At 38.1% G+C, this 22,628-nt stretch carries 18 protein-coding genes; all 18 read left to right on the top strand.

Annotated elements, in window-relative coordinates; all coding sequences use genetic code 11:
- Positions 1-104 precede the first annotated feature (104 nt).
- The 18 genes from ACFE6N_RS07470 (at position 105) to ACFE6N_RS07385 (ending at position 22,622) form a co-directional block, all read left to right on the top strand.
- Complete coding sequence (locus ACFE6N_RS07470; protein WP_378935219.1) at positions 105-1,400, top strand: c-type cytochrome; 1,296 nt, start codon at positions 105-107, stop codon at positions 1,398-1,400.
- A 49-nt stretch (positions 1,401-1,449) separates the two neighbouring features.
- A complete protein-coding gene (locus ACFE6N_RS07465; protein ID WP_378935217.1) occupies positions 1,450-4,488 on the top strand; it encodes a TAT-variant-translocated molybdopterin oxidoreductase in 3,039 nt (1,012 codons plus the stop codon).
- A gap of 26 nt (positions 4,489-4,514) precedes the next feature.
- On the top strand, positions 4,515-5,987 hold the full coding sequence (gene nrfD, locus ACFE6N_RS07460; RefSeq protein WP_090765459.1) for an NrfD/PsrC family molybdoenzyme membrane anchor subunit: 1,473 nt from the start codon (positions 4,515-4,517) through the stop codon (positions 5,985-5,987).
- A 2-nt stretch (positions 5,988-5,989) separates the two neighbouring features.
- Positions 5,990-6,526: a DUF3341 domain-containing protein gene (locus ACFE6N_RS07455; protein WP_090498415.1), complete on the top strand. Its 537-nt coding sequence runs from the start codon at positions 5,990-5,992 to the stop codon at positions 6,524-6,526.
- Positions 6,498-7,103 carry a cytochrome c gene (locus ACFE6N_RS07450; RefSeq protein WP_090986762.1) on the top strand — a complete coding sequence of 202 codons (606 nt, stop codon included), beginning with the start codon at positions 6,498-6,500 and terminating at the stop codon, positions 7,101-7,103. Before ACFE6N_RS07455 ends, ACFE6N_RS07450 begins: the two co-directional genes overlap by 29 nt.
- A 14-nt stretch (positions 7,104-7,117) precedes the next feature.
- Complete coding sequence (locus tag ACFE6N_RS07445) at positions 7,118-8,341, top strand: quinol:cytochrome C oxidoreductase (protein ID WP_378935214.1); 1,224 nt, start codon at positions 7,118-7,120, stop codon at positions 8,339-8,341.
- 69 nt (positions 8,342-8,410) lie between these two features.
- Positions 8,411-9,643, top strand: coding sequence for a cytochrome c oxidase subunit II (locus ACFE6N_RS07440; RefSeq protein WP_090986758.1), 1,233 nt, complete (start codon positions 8,411-8,413; stop codon positions 9,641-9,643).
- 23 nt (positions 9,644-9,666) lie between these two features.
- Positions 9,667-11,547, top strand: coding sequence for a cbb3-type cytochrome c oxidase subunit I (locus tag ACFE6N_RS07435; RefSeq protein ID WP_378935212.1), 1,881 nt, complete (start codon positions 9,667-9,669; stop codon positions 11,545-11,547).
- Between the two features lie 80 nt (positions 11,548-11,627).
- A complete protein-coding gene (locus ACFE6N_RS07430) occupies positions 11,628-12,686 on the top strand; it encodes a heme A synthase (protein ID WP_378935210.1) in 1,059 nt (352 codons plus the stop codon).
- 12 nt (positions 12,687-12,698) lie between these two features.
- Positions 12,699-13,655, top strand: a complete 957-nt coding sequence (cyoE, locus tag ACFE6N_RS07425; RefSeq protein ID WP_378935208.1) for a heme o synthase — start codon at positions 12,699-12,701, stop codon at positions 13,653-13,655.
- A gap of 15 nt (positions 13,656-13,670) precedes the next feature.
- Complete coding sequence (locus tag ACFE6N_RS07420; RefSeq protein WP_293790242.1) at positions 13,671-14,237, top strand: cytochrome c oxidase subunit 3; 567 nt, start codon at positions 13,671-13,673, stop codon at positions 14,235-14,237.
- Between the two features lie 31 nt (positions 14,238-14,268).
- Positions 14,269-14,976, top strand: a complete 708-nt coding sequence (locus tag ACFE6N_RS07415) for a cytochrome c oxidase subunit 3 (RefSeq protein WP_025144059.1) — start codon at positions 14,269-14,271, stop codon at positions 14,974-14,976.
- A 25-nt stretch (positions 14,977-15,001) separates the two neighbouring features.
- Positions 15,002-15,355, top strand: a complete 354-nt coding sequence (locus tag ACFE6N_RS07410) for a cytochrome C oxidase subunit IV family protein (protein WP_090986750.1) — start codon at positions 15,002-15,004, stop codon at positions 15,353-15,355.
- Positions 15,355-16,050, top strand: a complete 696-nt coding sequence (locus tag ACFE6N_RS07405; RefSeq protein ID WP_378935205.1) for an SCO family protein — start codon at positions 15,355-15,357, stop codon at positions 16,048-16,050. The genes ACFE6N_RS07410 and ACFE6N_RS07405 overlap by 1 nt, the downstream gene beginning before the upstream one ends.
- Before the next feature lie 83 nt (positions 16,051-16,133).
- The gene (locus ACFE6N_RS07400; protein ID WP_378935203.1) at positions 16,134-16,676 is read left to right on the top strand and encodes a DUF420 domain-containing protein; all 543 of its coding nucleotides are present in this window, start codon (positions 16,134-16,136) and stop codon (positions 16,674-16,676) included.
- A gap of 218 nt (positions 16,677-16,894) precedes the next feature.
- Positions 16,895-17,494, top strand: coding sequence for an RNA polymerase sigma factor (locus ACFE6N_RS07395; RefSeq protein WP_378935201.1), 600 nt, complete (start codon positions 16,895-16,897; stop codon positions 17,492-17,494).
- A 61-nt stretch (positions 17,495-17,555) separates the two neighbouring features.
- Entirely contained in the window at positions 17,556-18,716 is a 1,161-nt protein-coding gene (locus ACFE6N_RS07390) for a FecR family protein (RefSeq protein ID WP_378935199.1), read from the top strand.
- A 336-nt stretch (positions 18,717-19,052) separates the two neighbouring features.
- The gene (locus ACFE6N_RS07385; RefSeq protein ID WP_378935197.1) at positions 19,053-22,622 is read left to right on the top strand and encodes a SusC/RagA family TonB-linked outer membrane protein; all 3,570 of its coding nucleotides are present in this window, start codon (positions 19,053-19,055) and stop codon (positions 22,620-22,622) included.
- Positions 22,623-22,628: the final 6 nt, after the last annotated feature.

Below are 22,628 nucleotides of genomic sequence, written 5' to 3'. Positions count from 1 at the left end.
TTTATTAATAAGTTATACTTTTGTTCAAGTTTTGGTGGGGCTACCCCTAGTTCAGCATCAATTTCACAACAAAAAGTAAATTAAATAAGTATAAAGTGTTCATTATGAGAGATATCTCGATGATTTTAAAAAGCGTTTGGAAGTCGTTATTCGTATTTTCAGCAATTTCCGTAATAGCGGTTTCTACCGTAAATGCGCAGGATGCTAAAGAAGGAAGAACGCTTTTCAAAGCAAAATGTTCTTCGTGCCACGCATTAGATGCTAAATTAGTTGGTCCGGCCTTAAAGGGTGTAAGTGATCGCCACTCGGAAGAGTTCCTTTTAAAATGGATTCCAAATTCGCAAGGCCTCGTAGCTTCTGGTAACCCTGAAGCTGTTAAACTTTTTAACGAAAATGGAAAAGTGCCAATGACGTCTTTTCCTGAGTTAGACGAAACCAAGGTAAAAGATATCTTAGCCTACATTAAAGAGGGTGAGCCAAAAGCAGCTACTCCAGCAGGTGGTGCTGTTGCAGCGAAAGACGAGTCTACTTCAGGTTTATCAATTGCAGGTATTGTTGCCATCGTTGTATTGGCCATTGTTATTTTAGTGATCTTAGGTCGTGCTTCTAAATTATTAGAGCGTTTGATTCTACAGAAACAAGGTATCGAGATTGAGGAAGATGTGCCATTAAAGGTTGGTGTGCGCAAGATGTTCAAGAACAAGAAATTTGTGATGTTCTTTATCTTGTGTTTAATCATCTGTTTAGGTTCATTCGGTTGGATGGGCATGTGGAACACAGGTGTTCATACTGGTTATCAACCGGTTCAGCCAATCAAATTTTCACATGAGCTGCATGCGGGTATCAATCAGATCGATTGTCAGTACTGCCACTCGGGTGCATTTAAATCTAAAAATGCATCTATCCCATCATTAAATGTTTGTATGAACTGCCATAAAGCAGTACAGGCAAGAGATAAATATGATGGTGAAGTTTCTCCTGAGATCAAGAAAATCTATAATGCTTTGGGTTACGATCCTGAAACACAGAAATATGATGAGAGTAAAGCTAAACCAATGGAGTGGGTACGTGTACACAATCTTCCTGATTTTGCTTACTTCAACCACTCTCAGCACGTAGTTGTTGCCGAAGATGCCATCCGCAAAGCAAAAGGATTACAACCAACAGAGCCTGTATGTTTCGCCTGTCACGGCCCGGTTAATACCATGGAAGAAATTTATCAATATTCTCCATTAACCATGAAATGGTGTATCAACTGCCATAAAGAAACAGATATTTCTGGTCAGAAAAATAATGCTTTCTACGCTAAGGTGATCGAAGCGCATGAAAAGATTAAAAAAGGCGAGAAAATTACACCAGCGTTATTGGGTGGTTTAGAGTGTGGTAAATGCCACTATTAATAGATTAGAGTTTAGTAAGAACGTTCGAATAAACAGTAATATAGCTTAAATGGAAAGCAACAAAAAATACTGGAAAGGCTTAGAGGAGTATAACAATACACCCGATTTTGTTAAAAATAACAAAAACGAATTCGCCGAGCCACTTCCAATAGAAGATGTTTTAAATGAAGCAGGGTTAAGTACCGTTACCCCACGCCGCGACTTTTTAAAGGCGTTAGGTTTTGGTTTAGGTGCTGTAACTTTAGCAGCCTGTCAAACTGCTCCTGTTCATAAATCTATTCCTTACCTGGTAAAACCTGAAGAGGTTACTCCAGGTATTCCTAACTATTATACTTCGAGCTTTAATGGCCAGAGTATTTTAGTTAAAACCAGAGAGGGCCGCCCAATTAAAATTGAACCAAATCCAAATGCAGGTCAATTTTTCCGTGGTACAGATGCGAGAGCGCAGGCGTCGGTTTTAGATTTATATGATGTATCTAAACTAAAAGCACCAGCTTTAGTAAAAGATGGAAGAGTTGAAGAAACGACCTGGGCAAAAATCGACAGCTTTGTAAAAGGCGAGTTGGCAAAAGCACAGGCTGGTGGCAAAAAAATCCGTTTGGTATCATCAACCGTAAACAGCCCGTCGACCAATGCGGTGATTGCAACTTTTATTGCAAAATACCCTGCAACTAAATTGGTACAGTATGATGCTGTATCTTATACAGGTATGATCCAGGCCAACCAGAATAGTTTCGGTAAAGCAGTTTTACCTAAGTATAATTTTGATAAGGCTGATTTAATTGTAAGTTTCGGTGCAGATTTCTTAGGTACCTGGATTAGCGGAGAAGAGTTTACTGCTCAATATACGGCTAACCGTAACTACAAATCGTTAGAAAATAAAAAAATGAGCCGCCACATCCAGTTCGAAAGTGGAATGAGCTTAACAGGTACCAATGCAGATACCCGTGTTCCGGTTAAATTATCGGAAGAAGGACCTGCTTTAATTGCTTTATATAATGCCATTACAGGTAATGCTTTACCAGGCGGAACATTGGGTAACAATGCTACTGCTGATAAAGTAATTAAACTGGTAGCTAAAGAATTGGTACAAGCTAAAGGTAAAGGCCTTGTGGTTTGTGGTTCGAACGATGTTTCTACTCAGATTTTAGTAAATGCCATTAACGCCGCTATCGGAAGTTATGGTACTACCATTGATTTAGATAACCCTTGTTATTTATATGCAGGTAACGATGCCGAATTTAGTGGCCTGGTTGCTGAAATGAACCGCGGCGAAGTTGGAGCTGTTTTATTCTTAAACACTAATCCGGTTTATGATGCCCCAAATGCAAAAGCATTTACTGATGCGTTAGCTAAGGTTCCTGCTAAAATTTCATTCTCAGATCGTGCAGATGAAACGGCTACGGCTTGTGATGCTATTGCCATTAACCATAACTATTTAGAATCATGGGGTGATGCAAATGCTTACGAAGGATATTATTCTATCGTTCAGCCAACAATTAACCCTGTTTTCAACAGCCGCCAGGCTGAAGAAAGTTTATTAACCTGGGCTGATGCTCCTGTTAAAGATTACTATCAGTTTGTACGCAGCAACTGGGAAGCTAAAATGTTACCAGCTGTTGGTTTGAAATGGGAAGAGGTTTTAGAAAAAGGTGTGGTTACTTCAGCCGCTAAACCAGCTGCTAGTTATTCATTTACACAATCTTTAGCTCAGGTTGCTACTTCAATTGCAAATAGCAGCAAAGCTTTTAAAGGTGGCGATCAGATTGAGTTACAGGTTTACGAAAACGTACCTATGCGGGATGGTAAGAATGCCAATAACGCATTCCTACAAGAATTGCCAGATCCGGTGTCTAAAGTGACCTGGGATAACTTTGTTGCCCTTGCCCCTAAAACTGCAGAGAGATTAAAAGTTAAAGAGTTTGATGTGGTTTCTGTTAAAGGAAGCAACGGATATTCAGTAGATCTTCCGGTATTGATCCAGCCAGGACAAGCACAGGGAACTGCATCTATAGCATTAGGTTACGGCCGTACCAAAGCAGGTAAAGCTGGTAACGATGTGGGTAAAAATGCTTTCCCATTTGTATCTTTTGCAAATGGAACCATGCAATATGCTACAAACGTAACCATTACCCCAACAGGAGGTTACTACGAGCTTGCACAAACACAAACGCACCACTCTTTCGAAGGCCGTGCAGTAATTAAAGAAGCTACATTTGCGGCATACTTAAAAAATGCCGGTGCTGGTAACGAAAAAGGTGAGCATAAAAATTACGATCTGTGGGATCAGTACGAAAAACCAGGTAACAACTGGGTAATGGCAATCGATTTGAATGCTTGTACAGGTTGTGGTTCTTGTATTGTTGCCTGTAACGTAGAAAACAACATCCCTGTTGTAGGCCGTGACGAGGTTCGCCGTCGTCGTGAAATGCACTGGATCCGTATCGATCGTTATTACAGTTATGAAACCAAGAATGGTGATGTAACCAAAGAGAAAGAGATTGCTAAGTTAGAAGACTTAGATCATGTTTCGGTGGTTCACCAGCCAATGTTGTGTCAACACTGTGATCATGCACCTTGCGAAACGGTTTGTCCGGTATTAGCTACTGTACACTCAAGTGATGGTTTAAACCATATGGCTTATAACCGTTGCGTAGGTACACGTTACTGTGCAAATAACTGTCCATACAAAGTACGTCGTTTCAACTGGTTTAACTACTGGAACGATTCACGTTTCGATAACTATTTAAATAACGAGTTTACCCAATTGGTTTTAAACCCTGATGTAACTACACGTTCAAGAGGGGTAATGGAAAAATGCTCAATGTGTATTCAACGTATACAAGGTGGCAAATTGCAAGCTAAACTGGAGAAACGTCCATTAAAAGATGGCGATATTAAAATGGCTTGTCAGGAAGCTTGTTCAGCAAATGCGATCGTATTTGGAGATGCAAACGATCCAAATTCAGAGGTTTCAAAAGCATTACGTTCTGAGCGTATCTACTACGTATTGGAAGAGATCAATGTGAAACCGGGTATCGGCTACATGACAAAAATTAGAAATACAGATACAACAGTACAAGCGTAAGCTTTAGTATATAGAAAATACAAATTATGTCAGGACATAACGAATCAATACTTAGAGAACCATTAATTACCGGCGATAATATCACGTACGCAAAAATTACGGATGATATTTTGATGCCGGTAGAAAATAAGCCAAATAAGGCTTGGTGGATTGGTTTCATCGTTTCAGCATTGGGTGCTTTACTTTGGGTGGTAGCTGTTAGTTACACCTTTTGGAATGGTATCGGTGCATGGGGCTTAAATAAAACAGTTGGTTGGGCATGGGATATCACCGGTTTCGTATGGTGGGTAGGTATCGGTCACGCCGGAACACTAATTTCAGCAGTACTTTTACTTTTCCGTCAGAACTGGCGTAACTCCATCAACCGTTCGGCAGAGGCGATGACTATTTTCGCCGTAATCTGTGCCGCAACTTATGTGGTGTCTCACATGGGCCGTCCTTGGTTAGCTTATTGGGTTTTACCTTTACCAAATCAATTCGGATCACTTTGGGTAAACTTTAACTCACCACTGGTATGGGATATGTTTGCGATCTCTACATACTTCTCTGTATCATTATTATTCTGGTACACCGGTTTATTACCAGATATCGCAACCATCCGCGACCGTGCCGTTGGTACCCGTAGAAAAATCTATTCTATCTTTTCTTTTGGATGGAGTGGAAGTGTAAAAACCTGGCAACGTTTCGAAGCGGTGTCTTTAATCTTAGCCGGTATTTCTACACCACTTGTACTTTCGGTACACACCATTGTATCAATGGACTTTGCAACATCCGTAATACCAGGATGGCACACCACCATCTTCCCTCCATACTTCGTGGCAGGTGCGATTTTCTCTGGATTCGCGATGGTATTAACCCTATTATTGGTTGCACGTAAAGTACTGGGCTTAGAGAATTACATCACCATGTTCCACATCGAGTCGATGAACAAAATCATCATCTTAACTGGATCAATCGTAGGTGTAGCTTATTTAACCGAGTTCTTTATCGCATGGTATTCAGGTTCAGAGTATGAGCAGTATGCATTTATCAACAGATCTACTGGTCCTTACTGGTGGTCGTATTGGATGATGATGACTTGTAACGTAATCTCTCCACAATTGTTATGGTTCAAGAAAATCCGCCTAAGCATTAAAGCAACCTGGATTTTATCGATCGTGGTGAACGTAGGTATGTGGTTTGAGCGTTTTGTAATTATCGTTACTTCCTTACACCGCGATTATATTCCGTCAAGCTGGGCCATGTTCTATCCAACCTGGGTTGATATCAGTGTATTCGTTGGTTCAATTGGATTATTCTTCACCTTATTTTTATTGTTCTTAAGGGTATTGCCGTCAATCGCTATTGCAGAGGTTAAATTATTATTAAAATCTGCGAGTGAGCAAGCTAAAATGAAACAGATTAAAGAAGGGCATGAGAATAAAGAATATGTAGCAGAGTACATAGAGTCTTTAGAAAAATTTGATAGTGTTAAACAAGAAGATTACGCAAAAATATAACAATGAGTGATATCAAATATATTTTAGGCAGCTTTGGCGATCCTGACGAAATGATGCATGGCATCGAAAAGCTTCAGGAAAATAACATCAGTATTTATGATGTATATACACCGATGCCTATACACGGAATAGAAGCCAAATTAGGAATTAAAAGATCTAGAATCGATATCGCGGCATTTTGCTTTGGTATTACTGGTACCTGCTGTGCATTCGCTTTAATTTATTTCTGCGCAGTAATCGATTGGAGAGTAAACATAGGTGGTAAACCATCATTCGCATTGCCGGATTTTATTCCGATAATGTTCGAGCTTACAGTATTATTCTGTGCTTTCGGTATGGTGTTAACTTATTATGCATCTACCCACTTATTTCCAGGAAGAGCACCAAGAGTGATGGACCTACGTGCTACTGATGATCGTTTTGTTATTGCAGTTGATGCAAAAGACAATGTAGAACATACTGTAATTGATGGATTATTAAAAGACGCAGGTGCTTTAGAAATAAAGTATAATGAAAGGAAGTACATTAGCTATGAATAAGAATAAATTTGTTTACACAGCGTTTTTAGCTATCGCTTTTGCAGCTACCTTTTCTGCTTGTAAAGATAAACGCAGTACTGGCTTAGAATATGCCAGAAACATGTATGATCCGATTGCTTACAATCCGGATCAGCCAAACAAAAATTTTAAGGATGGTAAAACCGCTCAGTTACCACCTGCACATACCAAACCGGTAGGTTTTACTGAATATGATGAGTATCCTAATACTAAAGAAGGATATGAAGCAGCAGGAGTGAGTATGGTAAATCCTTTACCAGTTGATACTGTTAATTTGGCCCAGGGTAAACACTTATTTACCGTTTTCTGTAGCCCTTGCCACGGAGATAAAGGTGATGGACAGGGACACCTGGTTAAAATTGAGAAATTTAGTGGTGTACCTGCTTATCAAACCGGTTCATCATCCAGAGGTGGTAACATGGTTGATCTTACCGCAGGTAAAATTTATCATACCATTACATACGGTGTAAATAACATGGGCTCGCATGCTTCGCAAATCTCACCAACAGATCGTTGGAAAGTGGTGATGTATGTTCAACAATTACAAAAAGGACAATAGTAAAGCAAATATAAATGGGAACTCACAATATTAATTTTAGTGAACAGTTTGAGTTTACAGGGAAAGTAAAAACGTTAAGCATTGTTGGTATCGTTATCGGTATTGCGGCTGTATTGTTCGGTTTTTTGGCGGGCGATAAAGTAATGCATGAGCGTACTTTTGCTAACCTGTTGCTTATGGCATATTACTTTGCATGCGTTTGTATGTCTGGTACATTTTTCCTGGCTGTTCAATATGTAGCGCAGGCAGGTTGGTCTGCATCAATTTTACGTGTACCACAAGCTATGGCCAAAACTTTGCCTATAGCGGCTGTAATACTTGTAGTGGTTATTTCAGCAGGATTATACTCGCACAATTTATATCACCACTGGCATGCTGAAGGTTTAACCGATCAGAACAGCCCTAATTATGATGCTATTATCGCAGGTAAATCGGTATTCTTAAATGTGCCTTTTTTCTTAGGCCGCCAGGTGGTATTCTTAGGTATTTACAGTATATTTTCGATCATGTTTGTTAAGTTTTCTTACAATGAAGACTTGGCAGGCGGTTTAAATTCATACAGAAAAAGCTTCAAAAATGCTTGTATCTTCCTGGTAATTTACGGTTTTACTACCCCGGTATTTGCTTTTGATACCATCATGTCTTTAGAGGCACATTGGTTCTCTACCATGTTTGGCTGGTATAACTTCGCTGCAATGTGGGTAAGTAGTTTGGCAACTATTGCTGTTATCCTGATCTTATTAAGAAGAGCTGGGTATATGCAATGGGTTAACAATAGCCACTTGCATAACTTAGGCCAGTTTATTTTCGGTTTCTCTATCTTCTGGACTTATGTATGGTTTGCTCAATTCCTATTGATCTACTATGCAAATATGCCTGAGGAGACTGTATATTTCTATAAACGTTTTGAATATTATAAGTTCTGGTTTTTCTTAAACCTGGCCATGAATTTCTTAGCGCCTGTATTATTATTAATGGATAGAGATAACAAAAGAACAGATGCCAAATTATTATTCGTTTCTATCGTGGTATTGTTAGGTCATTGGGTAGATTATTACCAGATGATTATGCCAGGTGCGGTTGAAGATGGTCATAATGGTTTTGGAATTGTAGAAATCGGTATTGCATTAGGTTTCGTAGGATTGTTTACCTTTACGGTTTTATCATCATTAAGCAAAAAGCCTTTAATCGCGAAGAATCACCCATTATTACAAGAAAGTTTGCATCATCAGCTTTAGTGGTGATAAGATAGAGCAAATATTTAATTATTATTATAATTAGCAGTACAGCGTACTACTTTTAAGAAAATGAGTTTAAGAAAGTTTATAACGAATAAAACGACCGCAGCTTTGGCAGTATTGATTACTGCTTTTGCAAACACTAGCGTATTTGCGCAAGATGCAGCAGCAGGTGCTGCCGCGGCACCGAAAGTTGATATGGGCGAGGTTTATAAATCGGTAATATTTTATATTCTGGTTTTCCTTGCGGTATGCTTATTCATTGCTATTATTGGTAAAGCAATAAAAGTATATGAGTTAAGCCGCGAAGCACAAGGTAAACCTGTTGGTATCAACTGGAACAGGGTACATGCAAGTTTGTTTGCATTGTTTCTTGTGATCGGTTTATATGGGGTATATTGGGAATATACGGTACATGGGTCAATGTTACTTCCTGATGCTGCATCTGAGCATGGAAAGAAAATTGACAGAATGTTTAATTTAACATTAATCATTACCACAATCGTTTTCATAGCAACACACATCCTGTTGTTCGGATTTTCTTACATCTATAAATATTCTGCAAAGAGAAAAGCTTACTACTATCCACACAATAATACCATCGAAAAAATCTGGACCATCGTTCCGGCTTTAGTATTAACTGTTTTGGTTTTAATGGGTTTCTTAACCTGGAGATCTATTTTCTTCAAAGTTGAGGATCCAAATAACAAGCCATTGCAGATTGAGGTTACTTCTGAGCAGTTCAAATGGTCTATCCGCTATCCTGGGGCTGACGGAATTGTAGGTAAAAAGAATTATAAGTTAACTACAGCAACCAATACATTGGGTATTGATTTTAAAGATGTTAATTCTCGTGATGATGAAATGGCAGATGAGATGGTGCTTCCTGTGGGCAAACCAGTTAAACTTATTCTGACGAGTAAAGATGTAATTCACAGTTTTTATATGCCACACTTCAGGGTACAGTTAAATACCGTACCGGGTATGAGAACGGTTTTTGAATTTACGCCTACAAAAACGACTGCAGAAATGCAGCAGGAAACCAACGATCCGAATTTTAATTACCTTTTCTTATGTGCAAAAATCTGTGGATCTGGTCATTATAACATGCAAAAAGTTGTTCGTGTAGTATCAGAGGCTGAATACAAAACCTGGATTGCAGAACAGAAAACATACTTAAATGACGATTTAAGAAAACAATTTAATTTGCCAGTGGCACCTGCACCTGTAAAATCAGAAGCAGATTCAGCAGCTAAAGATTCAGCAGCTGTAAAAACTAACCAAATGGCTTTAAATAAATAATATTAAGCAGGAGCGAACGAATTATGTCAACAATAGCATTACACGACGAACACAATCACGATCACGCTGATCATGGGCATCATAAAGAGACTTTGATTTCAAAGTATATCTTTAGTATGGATCATAAAATGATTGCCAAGCAATTTTTGATTACCGGTATTATCATGGCGGTAATTGCAATGGGCTTATCAATCCTATTCCGTATCCAATTGGCATGGCCAGATCAAAACTTCCCTTTCTTAGAAACTTTCTTAGGCAAATGGGCTGAAGGCGGTCGTATAAAGCCCGACTTTTATCTGGCTTTGGTTACCATTCACGGGACCATTATGGTATTTTTTGTACTTACAGCTGGTTTAAGTGGAACGTTTAGTAACTTATTAATCCCACTTCAGATAGGTGCAAGAGATATGGCCTCGCCATTCTTGAACATGTTATCTTACTGGTTCTTCTTTATGGCTTGTGTGATCATGATGTCATCATTCTTCATTCAAACGGGACCAGCATCAGGAGGTTGGACGGTTTATCCGCCATTATCTGTTGTAGCTAAGGCTATGCCAGGTTCAGGCTTGGGTATGACTTTGTGGTTAATTAGTATGGTGCTTTTCGTAGCTTCATCTTTAATGGGTGGTATTAACTACGTAAGTACCATTTTAAATATGCGTACTAAAGGGATGGATCTTTGGAAAATGCCATTGCCGATCTGGGCTTTCTTCTTAACCGCAATTTTAGGTATCCTATCTTTCCCGGTTCTAGTAGCTGGTGTAGTATTAATGGTATTTGACCGCAGCTTCGGTACCAGTTTCTATTTATCAGATATCGTAATGGGTACTGATATTTTACCAAATGAAGGTGGTTCACCAATCTTATGGCAACACTTATTCTGGTTCTTAGGTCACCCTGAGGTTTATATCGTAATTATGCCGGCGTTAGGTATCTCATCTGAAGTAATTTCAGTAAATGCACGTAAGCCAATTTTTGGTTACCATGCAATGGTTTACTCACTAATCGGTATTACCGTATTATCATTTATCGTTTGGGGTCACCACATGTTTGTAACAGGTATGAACCCGTTGTTAGGTGGTGTGTTTATGATTACTACGTTAATCATTGCGGTACCATCTGCAGTAAAAACATTTAACTATCTGGCTACACTATGGAGAGGTAATATCCGTTTTACACCGGCCATGTTATTCGCCATTGGTTTAGTTTCGTTCTTTATCTCTGGTGGTTTAACCGGTATCTTCTTAGGAAATGCTTCTTTGGATATTAACTTACACGATACTTACTTTGTTGTTGCCCACTTCCACCTGGTAATGGGATCTGCAGCAATTTTTGGTATGCTTGCAGGGGTTTATCACTGGTTTCCTAGAATGTTCGGTAGAATGATGAATGCTAAATTGGGATACTTGCATTTCTGGTTAACTTTCATTGCAGCTTACCTGGTGTTCTTTCCACTTCACTTCTTAGGTTTAGATGGGGTACCACGTCGTTACTATGCGTTTACCGAGTTTGAATTTATGAAGAAGTGGTTAACTGTTAACGTATTTGTAACCTGGGCAGCTATTATGGCGGCTCTGGCTCAGGTAGCGTTCCTATTTAACTTCTTTTACTCCATCTTTAAAGGAAAAGTAGCCCCTCAAAATCCTTGGGAAGCGAATACTTTAGAATGGACTGCACCTGTTGAACACTTACATGGTAACTGGCAAGGTGAAATCCCAACGGTTTACAGATGGCCATATGATTATAGCAAGCCAGGACATGACGCAGATTTTATTCCGCAAACTGTTCCTTTCTCTCAAACGATGAGCTCTAACTTACCTCATGATTTTGAAGGAAATGAGGAAGCAGAAAAAATTCAGCAAGATTGGGAATTAGCTAATCCTGTTACAGAAAACAAGGGATAGTTTAAGCTTTAAATAAAATTTCAAAGGGGTATCTGATTAAGTTTCTGCTTATCCGGATACCCTTTTCATCTTATAGATATATGGTCAGCAGATCAGAACAGTGTTTCATTAGAATTAATCTTATAACCATCATAGTCACACTATTGGTTGTACTTGCCGGAGGTATTGTACGTAGTACCGGATCTGGCATGGGGTGTCCGGATTGGCCAAAATGTTTCGACCGTTACATTCCGCCAACTGATGTATCTCAACTTCCTGCCAATTATAAGGAGAAATATGTAGCTGGTCGCTTGAAGAAGAATGAAAAATTCGCTAAATACCTGGAAAGTATGGGCAAAGTTGCCCTTGCTGATAGCATCAGGAATGATAGAAGTATAACTATACCAGAAGAATTTAATCCAGCCAAAACATGGACAGAGTACCTGAACCGCTTAGTAGGCGTAGCTGCAGGCATCTTTCTATTGCTTACTGCTATTTATTCCTTTACCTATCGGAAAACGGCTAAACGAATCATTGTACTGAGTGTACTTAATATTTTTGTTGTGGGCTATCAAGCCTGGCTGGGATCTATTGTAGTATCAACCAATCTGGCACAATGGGTGGTAACCGTACACATGCTTTTAGCATTGGTAATATTGGCCATCTCAATATATACGTATAATTACGCAAAACAGCTCAATAAAGCGCCTTCGGTAATTATGTATAAAATATTATGGCTTAAAGGCTTTTTGTTCTTTACACTAGTGGTGAGCATTGTTCAGATTATTTTGGGCACCGATGTAAGGGAGGCAATAGATGTAATTGCCAAATCTTTAGGCTATAGTGAGAAGGCAACATGGATTTCGAAGGTGGGAAATGTTTTTTCTTATCATCGTGATTTGGCCATTTTGGTGGTAATCACCAACGGTGTAGTTTATAAAATGGTTATCGACCGTTTTAGTGGTAAAGCGGCTCCGTTGCTAACAGCCAAGTTTATTTTAGTTACGCTCTTTGTTCAATTATTAAGTGGTTTAGCTTTGGCATATATTGCTTTTCCACCAGCAGCGCAGGCACTGCACATTTTGTTCTCCACGCTGTTGTTTAGTTTACAGTTTTATTTGTACTTACTGGTTTACAGAACAAGTACATATAAACAATAATATTTAAGAAAATTGAAGCAATATCTTTCAGATTTTTCTAAACTTATCAAATTCAGGCTATCGTTTACGGTGGTGTTTTCGGCATCGATTTCTTTTTTGATCGGGCAGAAAATGCAGATAGCGAGGAGTAACGATCCTACTTGGGTAAAGAAAATGATTGCGTTAGGTGAAACAGACATCATTCATTCTATTAACTGGGGAAACTGGTTGATTTTAATAGCTGGTGGTTTTTTGGTAACCGCTGCTGCAAACTGTTTTAACGAGATTATTGAAAAAGATCTGGATAAATTAATGTCTAGAACCAAAGACCGCCCGATGCCGGCAGGCAGAATGACCACCGGACAGGGATTGATTTTGGGCGTTTTTATGGCATTTTCAGGTACCTGGCTGTTGGGGCATTTAAATCTGGAAACAGGGTTACTGTCGGTATTTTCAATTTTGTTATATGCTTTTGCGTATACACCATTGAAGAGAAAATCGCCAATTGCTGTTTTTGTGGGCGCTATTCCAGGGGCTTTACCGCCACTCATTGGTTATCTTGCTGCATTTGGGAGCTTAAAGGCTGAAATGTTTCAGGCTATCGACTATAATATCGCTGTTATCTTATTCCTCATTCAGTTTGTATGGCAGTTCCCTCACTTCTGGGCAATTGCCTGGGTTTTGGATGATGACTACAAGAAAGCGGGTTTCAGGCTATTGCCTACCAAAAAAAGAGATAAATTAACCGCACTTTTAACTTTTTTAAGTACGCTGATTTTAATTCCGGTGAGTTTATTGCCAACCATTTATGGTTTTGGCGGTTATTACATTGCTGGTTTATCCCTGATTGCCGGACTCATTTTTAGCTGGTTGGCTTTTAAACTTTTAATGAGCAGAGAACTGGCAGATGCCAGGAAAGTAATGTTCTGTTCTTTTTTTTACATCCCGGCGGTACAGTTGGGTTTATTATTAAATTTTATAGCAAAATAATTTATGGTGCTAACAATGGAAAAGATGCAGGATACGTTTGACCCAAAACCAAGAAAATTTATCGTTTGGTTATTTGTCGTATCATCAACAATTATGTTTGGTGGTTTTACCAGTTATTACCTGGTATTTGCCGCCTCAAAAGGGAAGGGACACGGTTTGGTATTGCCTGACGCCTTTATTTATTCGAGTTTGGTTATTGTAGCCAGCAGTATTACCTTGGTGTTAGCCTCCAGGGCTTTAAAGAAACTGAATTTTAGCTTACAGCGTAACATGCTTTGGATTACCGTAATATTAGCTGTTGCTTTTGGTGTGATGCAGTTCAATGCCTGGGGAAGTATGGTGAGAACCGGAGCAACTTTGGTAGGAAACAATGCCGCAATATCATTTATTTATGTGGTATCTGGAATGCACCTTTTGCACATTATTGCAGGTGTTGGCCTTATTATAAGTGCTTTAGCCGGTAGCTATAAAAGCCTGCCTGTTGCCAAAGTTCAGTATAGAATGGAAATCGCTTCTATTTTTTGGCATTTTATAGATATATTATGGATATATCTGTATGTTTTTTTACTTTTGAACCGTTAAATTTGTTAACAAACTATTATACTATTTCCAAATGAATGCAGTATCACAATTAGATCAAGTTAAAACCGGGCCATGGAATGGTGGTCGTTCTCCGTGGTCGGTAGAATATGGTAAAATCATGATGTGGTTTTTCCTTTTATCAGATGCTTTTACTTTTTCATCTTTATTGATCTACTACGGCGCTCAGCGTTTTTCTAAATTAACATGGCCAGATCCTGATTTGGTTTTCCAGTCTATACCTGGTATTAAAGATACAGGTGCTCCATTAGTATTCGTGGGTATCATGACTTTTATCCTGATCTTAAGTTCTGTAACCATGGTTATGGCAGTTGAGGCTGGACACCGTCGCGCTAAAAAAGAAGTAATCGGATGGCTTGTAGCTACCATTATCTTTGGTTTCATGTTCCTGGGCTGCCAGGCTTTAGAATGGAGTCACCTGCACCATGAAGGTTTCTGGTGGGGAACTATTCCATCGGCTGAAGAGTTGAAACATTTATTTGATGGGCCTGTTTCCTTGGTTGCTGCTCAGCAGTTTGCAAACTTATTCTTTACCATTACCGGTTTCCACGGTTTCCACGTATTTAGTGGGGTTATGATTAATGTGATCATTTTGATTATGACGATTAACGGAACTTTCGAAAAAAGAGGCCATTATTTAATGGTTGAAAAAGTGGGTTTATACTGGCACTTTGTAGATTTAGTATGGGTGTTTGTATTTACATTCTTCTATTTGGTTTAATTTTCAATTTATAAAAATATTTAACATGTCACAACATTCGCATTTAGAAGAAGGACACGAGCATGGCGAACATGCTGGAATGGATAAAGCAAAAATCTGGAAAGTAGCAGGTATTTTAACTTTAATCACCGCAATCGAATTTATCATTGCACTATGGGCAATTCCTGGCGGACATATTCCGCAACATGTAGGTAACTATATCTATATCGCATTAACTTTGGTAAAAGCATTTTATATTGTGGCCTATTTCATGCACTTAAAATATGAAAAATTAGGCTTACAGTTAGCCCTAACAGTATCGTTCATTTTTATTATTTACTTTATTGTTTTGATGTTAATTGAAGGTGGATTCTTAAACATCCACATGATGAGCCATTAATGAAAAGAAGCCCTATAAAAAAGGTATTAATCCTGGTAAGCATTTTAGCTATACCGGGATTTTTGTTTTTTTACTTATTGCCACACTTTGCAAAAAATAGGTATAAGAGTTTACCGATCTTCGGCAAAAAGACGGTAGCTGCTACCTTTCATAGCGTAAAGGGGAAGAAAATTCCGGATACCATTTATCATCTGGTTCCCGATTTTAAACTTATCAACCAGCATAACGATACCGTCAGCTGGAAATCATTTGAGAATAAAATTGTAGTACTCAACTTATTCTATGCCGGGGCCAGAAGCCAGCAGGCGAATAAGTACATCAAGCAACTATCTGACGGCTATGAGCAAAAACCTCTGGTTAAATTTATAAGTCTGTCTGTCGATCCTGCAGATGTAAATAAGCTGAAAGATTTTGCTGCAAATTTTAAGGCCAAAGAAGGTAAATGGGATCTTCTGGCTGGAGATACCGCGCAAATTTATCCATTGATCAGGCAAGGTTTATTACTTGATGTAGTAGCCAATGAGTCCAAAGGAGAAAACAGCTTCATATTTAGTAATAAAATAGTTTTAATCGATAACCTACATCGAATACGTGGCATTTACGATACTGATAGTGCCGAGGCAAATGCCAAATTAGAAGATGAAATAAAAGTGCTTATTGCCGAATACTTAAGAAATGTTAAAGATGGCAGATAGTAAGGTTGGCGATTAGTATTTAGGACTTAGCGTTCGAACGCTCTACACAAAGCAAAATAATAATTATAAAAGATTTAATATTCATGGAAAATAGTCCGATCGAGAAAAAATATAGCAAGTGGATCATTATCCTTTCTATTTTTATACCGGTAGCCGTAGCTTTTCTATTTGTGGTAAAGCTCAAAGATCTCGGTATTGATGCGCCTACCCTGCCTTTTTTGCCACCAATATACGCTACCATTAACGGAATTACTGCGATAGTGTTAGTGGTTGCCGTTTGGGCGATAAAAAATGGAAAGATACGACTACACCAAAATTTAATGAAAACAGCCATAGGCTGCTCTTTATTGTTTTTGGTGATGTATATTGCCTACCACATGACTACACCCTCAACTAAATTTGGAGGTGAGGGAACGATAAAATATCTTTACTTTTTTATTTTGTTAACCCATATATTATTGTCAATTGCTATCATTCCTTTGGTTTTAGTTACTTATGTAAGGGCTTTGGCCGAGCGTTTCGATCGTCATAGAAAAATTGCACGGGTTACATTTCCACTATGGCTTTATGTTGCTATAACTGGTGTGGTGGTTTATTTGATGATTTCGCCTTATTACCAATACTAATCGCTTTAGGAAACTTTCAAACTCCAAGTGAAGCCTTACTGTAAAAAGTAGGGCTTTTGTTTTTTTTAATACATTTTTTAGTGCACAAAATTTACTAATCTGTATATTTGGTTATAAAGTTGTATTGTGGTTAAGCTAAATCAATTTAGTTTTCCATATCTATTCATCTATCAATTAAGTCTTGTAGTATAATTACGGGGCAATTAACAAACAAATTTATGGCGGTAAGTAATGTGGATAAAGAGCGCGCCCTGATTGATAAAATCGTGGAAGGAGACGAGCAAGCATTTTCTGTATTGTTCTTTAAATACCTTCCTGTACTCCACATTTTTGCCTCTAAATTTACAAAGTCAGATGATGCTGCAGAAGAAATTATTCAGGATGCATTTTTAAGGGTCTGGCTAAATCGCGATAAATTGTCGGAAGTAGATAATGTGAAGGCCTATCTGTATAAATATGTTTCTAACGAATGTTTAAGTTACCTGCGTAAAAAATTAAAAGAAGATCGTGTTGTTGATGCATTTACAGCCAAACAATTAAACAGTCATAACAATACGGTAGAAACCATCAATTTAAATGAGGTAACGAGGATTGTTGCAGTAGCTATAGATAAATTACCTGAGCAAAGGAAAAATATATACCAGTTGAGCAGACGCGACGGTAAAACTATCCCTGAAATAGCGGAAATACTTAATATTTCTCCCAATACAGTTAAAAATGCCCTTGTAATTGCATTAAAATCTATACGTACCCACCTAGAGCAGCATGGTATAGTATTTTTTTATCCAATTGTTTTTTTCTTTTTAAAAATTAAATAGAAAAAAATAATATTCCGATAGTCCTAATTTTCTTTTGCTGCTTCTTAGTATCAGAATCTTTATGGAAGACCGTATACATTATCTATTACAACAGTTTACTGCTAAGACCTTAAGTCAGACCGAAAAGGAGGAACTTTTAGTTTTAGTAGAAAACGACACGTCATTAATTTCTGACGAAATCGTGAAAATGATTATCTCAGAGGAAGAACATGCCGTTAATGTTGATGATGAAAAATGGAATCCGGTTCTCGATAAAATTCTGAAAGTAGATAAGCCAATGCGGTCGACTAAGCGGATTTTAATGAGTAGTTTAAAATGGGCTGCTGCTGCCGTGGTATTTGTTGTATTTTCTTTAACGGCCTACATATCTCTGCATAAAAAGAAAGAACATGTTTTTACTACGGATATAGCCCCCGGAAAAAATAAAGCTATTCTTACTTTGGCTGACGGGAGGAAAATCTCCCTTTCAGATGCAATAAAGGGCGATATCGTAAAAGAAGCCGGTTTCTCCATCACCAAAACGGACGATGGCCAGCTGGTTTATAATATTGCCGAATCTGAAAATACAAACGATGATCGGTTAAATACCATTTCTACGCCAAACGGAGGTGAGTGGCAAATCAAATTACCAGATGGTTCTACAGTTTGGCTAAATGCGGCCTCTTCACTGCAATACGCATTAAATATTGGTACCGCAAAACAGCGTGTAGTGAAATTAGATGGTGAAGCTTATTTCGAAGTAGCTAAAAATGCGACACATCCTTTTATTGTAGAAACCGATAAACAAACGGTTGAGGTATTGGGTACTCATTTTAACATCAATAGCTATAAAGATGAAAGCGTTACCAAAACTACTTTATTGGAAGGTAGTGTGCGGGTTTCTCATAAAAACACCAATGAAAGTGAGGTGCTTAAACCTGGAGAGCAATCGCTGGTAACCCTTTTAGGCATGGATGTAAAAGAAGTAGATGTTGATGAAGCAGTTGCCTGGAAAAAGGGCTATTTCATGTTTAACAACGAAAAGCAGGTAAGCATTTTACGCAAGGTGGCCCGCTGGTATAATGTAGAAGTAGAATATGTTGATCCTGAAGCTAAGAATGTAATGTATTACGGTACAGTAAACCGTTTCGAAAAAATATCAAAGATGTTGACCAAGTTTGAGCAAACAGGAGAAGTGCGATTTGATATTAAAGGCAATAAATTATTTGTATATAAAGAATGACGATAAGAAGATTAAGGCATAACTAACCTTGATCTCAAAAAATAAATTAACTAATAAATTAATCAACCTAACCTAACAATTAATGAATAAACTTCGACAAACCTCCTGACATGCTGGCTGAATAAAAAAAGGAGTGCTTCTAACACCCCTTTATATCTGTTTAGCTATTCCGTAAAACGGAACTGACTCAAAATTAAATTATTTCTTGGATAACCGCGAATCGCTCTTTAGCGTCCAAACTTCATTGCGCTTCGCCCAAAAACAGACTATTAAATGTACAAAATTTATATTGAAATTTTATGTACGCACCGACGCTACATACCTAAATTGCTACTCATGATGAAGTTAATTACGGTTGTTCTGCTGGCCTCGTTAATGCAGGTAAGTGCAGCTTCATTCGGCCAGCTGGTTACATTGAAAGAAAAAAATGTAACATTAGAAAAAATGTTCAGGGAAATCAGACAGCAGTCTGGTTATGATGTATTATTATCTACAAATAAGATAAAAAGTACCACAACAATTAACGCCAACTTCAATAATGCAACCATTGAAGAAGTAATGGGTAAAATTATTTCAGGAATGGATCTTACTTATACAATAGAAGATAAAACTATCCTGATTACACCTGTACAGAAGTCGTTATTTAGTAAGGTTGTTGATTATTTCTCTCAAGTTAGGGTAACGGGTAAAGTAAGGGACAAAAATGGTAATGAACTGCCTGGTGTAAGTGTAAAAGAGAAGGGGGCAACAAATGGTGTCTCAACAAATTCAGCAGGCGAATATAGCATTAATGTAGGTGACCGTGCAACTTTGGTTTTTAGCTACATTGGCTACCAAACCATTGAGGTAGCACTAAATGGCAGAACCAATATTAATGTTACATTGGAAGAAGATGCAGCTCAGTTAAATGAAGTTGTAGTAACAGGTATGGGAACTACTGTGGATAAAAGAACATTTACAGGTGCTACTTCAAATGTTAAAGTATCGGATGCTGAAATAGGTGGTTTGCCTGATCCGAGCAGGATGCTTGATGGACGTGTTGCTGGTGTAACCGTTCAAAATACAACAGGTACATTCGGTACCGCTCCAAAAATTAGAATTCGTGGAGCAAGTTCTATTTATGGAAGTTCAAAACCACTTTGGGTTGTAGATGGAGTAATCCTGGAAGATGTTGCCGATATCAGTTCTGATGATTTATCTTCTGGAGATGCACTGACACTGATTAGCTCTGCTGTTGGCGGCTTAAACTCAAATGATATTGAAAGTTTTCAGATCTTAAAAGATGGTGCAGCAACATCAATTTATGGCGCTAAGGGAAAAGGCGGTGTGATTGTAATTACCACTAAAAGAGGTAGGGTCGGCGTAAATAGCTTTAATTATGTATCAGAACTGACCACTCGCTCTAAGTTCTCTTATGATAACTTTAACATCATGAATTCTCAGGAACAAATGGGGGTTTATCAGATGCTGGATCAAAGAGGTTGGTTAAATAATTCGAGCGTATCCAACGCATCAAACAGTGGAGTGTATGGTAAAATGTACCAACTCATCAACTCTGGTCAACTTCAAAATACCGAAGCTGCCAAAAATGCTTATCTACGAGAGGCAGAATATAGAAATACGGATTGGTTTGATTTGCTATTTAATAATAGCGTGATGCAAAATCACTCCATCAGCATGTCATCAGGAACAGAAAAGGCACAATACTATTCATCTCTAAGTGCAGTTTACGATCCTGGCTGGACTAAGCAAAGCAAGGTGAAAAGATATACTGCAAATTTTAATGCTACATATAACCTGCGCAATAACCTAAAATTAACGCTCTTGTCAAACGGATCATATAGAGATCAGAGAGCTCCGGGAACCTTAGGCCAATCTACCGATGTGGTTTTTGGAACCGTAGGTCGTCAGTTCGATATTAACCCATATTCTTACGCTTTAAATACGTCAAGAACATTGGATCCGAATACTTTCTATACCAGAAACTATGCTCCATTTAACATCTTGCATGAATTGGAAAACAATTATATGGATGTTAATGTAGCTGATGTTAAGTTTCAAGGAGAATTGAGCTGGAAAGCACTAAAAACTTTAAACTTTAGTTTTCTTGCTTCAACAAGATACAACCAAACATCACAACAGCATTATATTAAAGATAGCTCAAACCAGGCATCGGCCTACCGGGCAATGGGGACTACTATCATTAGGGACAACAATCCATATTTGTATACGGATCCAAGTATCTTATATGCTGTGCCTGTCTCAATCCTACCTTCAGGAGGTATTTACAACCGTGTAGATAATAAGCTTACCAGTAACGATTTCCGTTTTATTACTCAGTATAATGAAACTTTTGCCGATAAGCATAATATCGATATCGTTGGTGGATCTACTATAAGTGAAATTTATAGAAATAATAATTTCTTTAGAGGTTGGGGATTACAATATGATTTAGGTGAAATTCCATTCACAGATTATCGTGTATTTAAACGAGCTTCAGAAGAAAATACCAATTACTATACTGTAGGTAATACAAGAAGTAAGGAGGTTGCTTTCTTCGGTGAGGTGGCCTATACTTACGATAGAAGGTATACTGTTAAAGCAACGGGAAGATACGAAGGAAGTAACAGATTAGGTAGGTCGACTTCAGCAAGATGGTTGCCAACCTGGAGTGTATCCGGATTGTGGAACGTTATGGAAGAAAAATTCTTTCAAAATTTAAATACGCCGTTTTCGAGTTTATCATTCAAAGGTTCATATGGTTTATCAGCTGATAGAGGTCCGAGTTATGTAACGAACTCAAAAGCCATTTACAGTAGTTACAATCCTTGGAGACCAACTGCTGCTGATAGGGAAACAGGTTTAGAAATCAATACTTTAGAAAACTCTGAACTTACCTTTGAGAAAAAACATGAGTTAAACCTTGGTACCAGCTTCAGCCTTTTTAAAAATAGATTAGCAGTTGATGTAGACTGGTACAAAAGAAATAACTTTGACTTGATCGGTATTATCAATACACAAGGATTGGGCGGTGAGATTACAAAGTATGGTAACGTAGCTGATATGAAATCGAGCGGTATTGAAGTAAGTGTAGCTGGTACAATACTTAAAAAGAACGATTTCTCCTGGACCGCGAATTTTATCTATACACACAACCAGAATGAAGTAACTAATTCTGAAAACAACGCTCGTGTTATTGACTTGATTACCGGTACGGGTTATGGTTTACAAGGCTATCCAGCCCGTTCTTTATTCTCCATACCTTTTGTGAGGTTACAAAATGATGGATTGCCAATTTTTACCAATAGTGATGGCAGTGAGACCGTGACAGGAGTATATCTTCAAAATAGAGATAATGTAGGTTTCTTAAAATACGAAGGAACTACCGAACCTACCCATTTAGGAAGTTTGGGGAACATCTTCGGCTACAAAGCATTTAAATTAAATGTTTTTGTCACCTACTCTTATGGGAATGTAGTGCGCTTAAATCCGGCTTTCAAAACGGGTTATACCGATCTTGATGCCAGTACAAGAGAATTTTATGACGCATGGACTGTGCCTGGAGATGAGTTAAAAACAAACGTTCCTGTTATTTTGGATACCAGATATATCAGAAATAACAGTAATTATGGCATTGCTTATAACTCTTATAATTATTCATCTGCAAATATTGCAAAGGGAGATTTCATTCGTTTAAAAGACATATCACTTTCTTATGATTTTAATAAGAAAATGTTGTCGAGAATCGGTCTAAATGCCGCTTCATTACGTGTAAATGCTACTAATCTATGGTTAATCTATGCGGATAAAAACCTGAATGGCCAAGATCCTGAGTTCGTAAATGCAGGTGGTGTAGCATTGCCTCTAGCAAAACAGTATACTTTAACTTTAAGGGTTGGATTTTAATAAAAG

This window comes from Pedobacter sp. BG31 (assembly GCF_042464845.1).
Lineage (GTDB): Bacteria > Bacteroidota > Bacteroidia > Sphingobacteriales > Sphingobacteriaceae > Pedobacter > Pedobacter suwonensis.
This window is presented reverse-complemented; position numbering and strand designations above follow the sequence as displayed.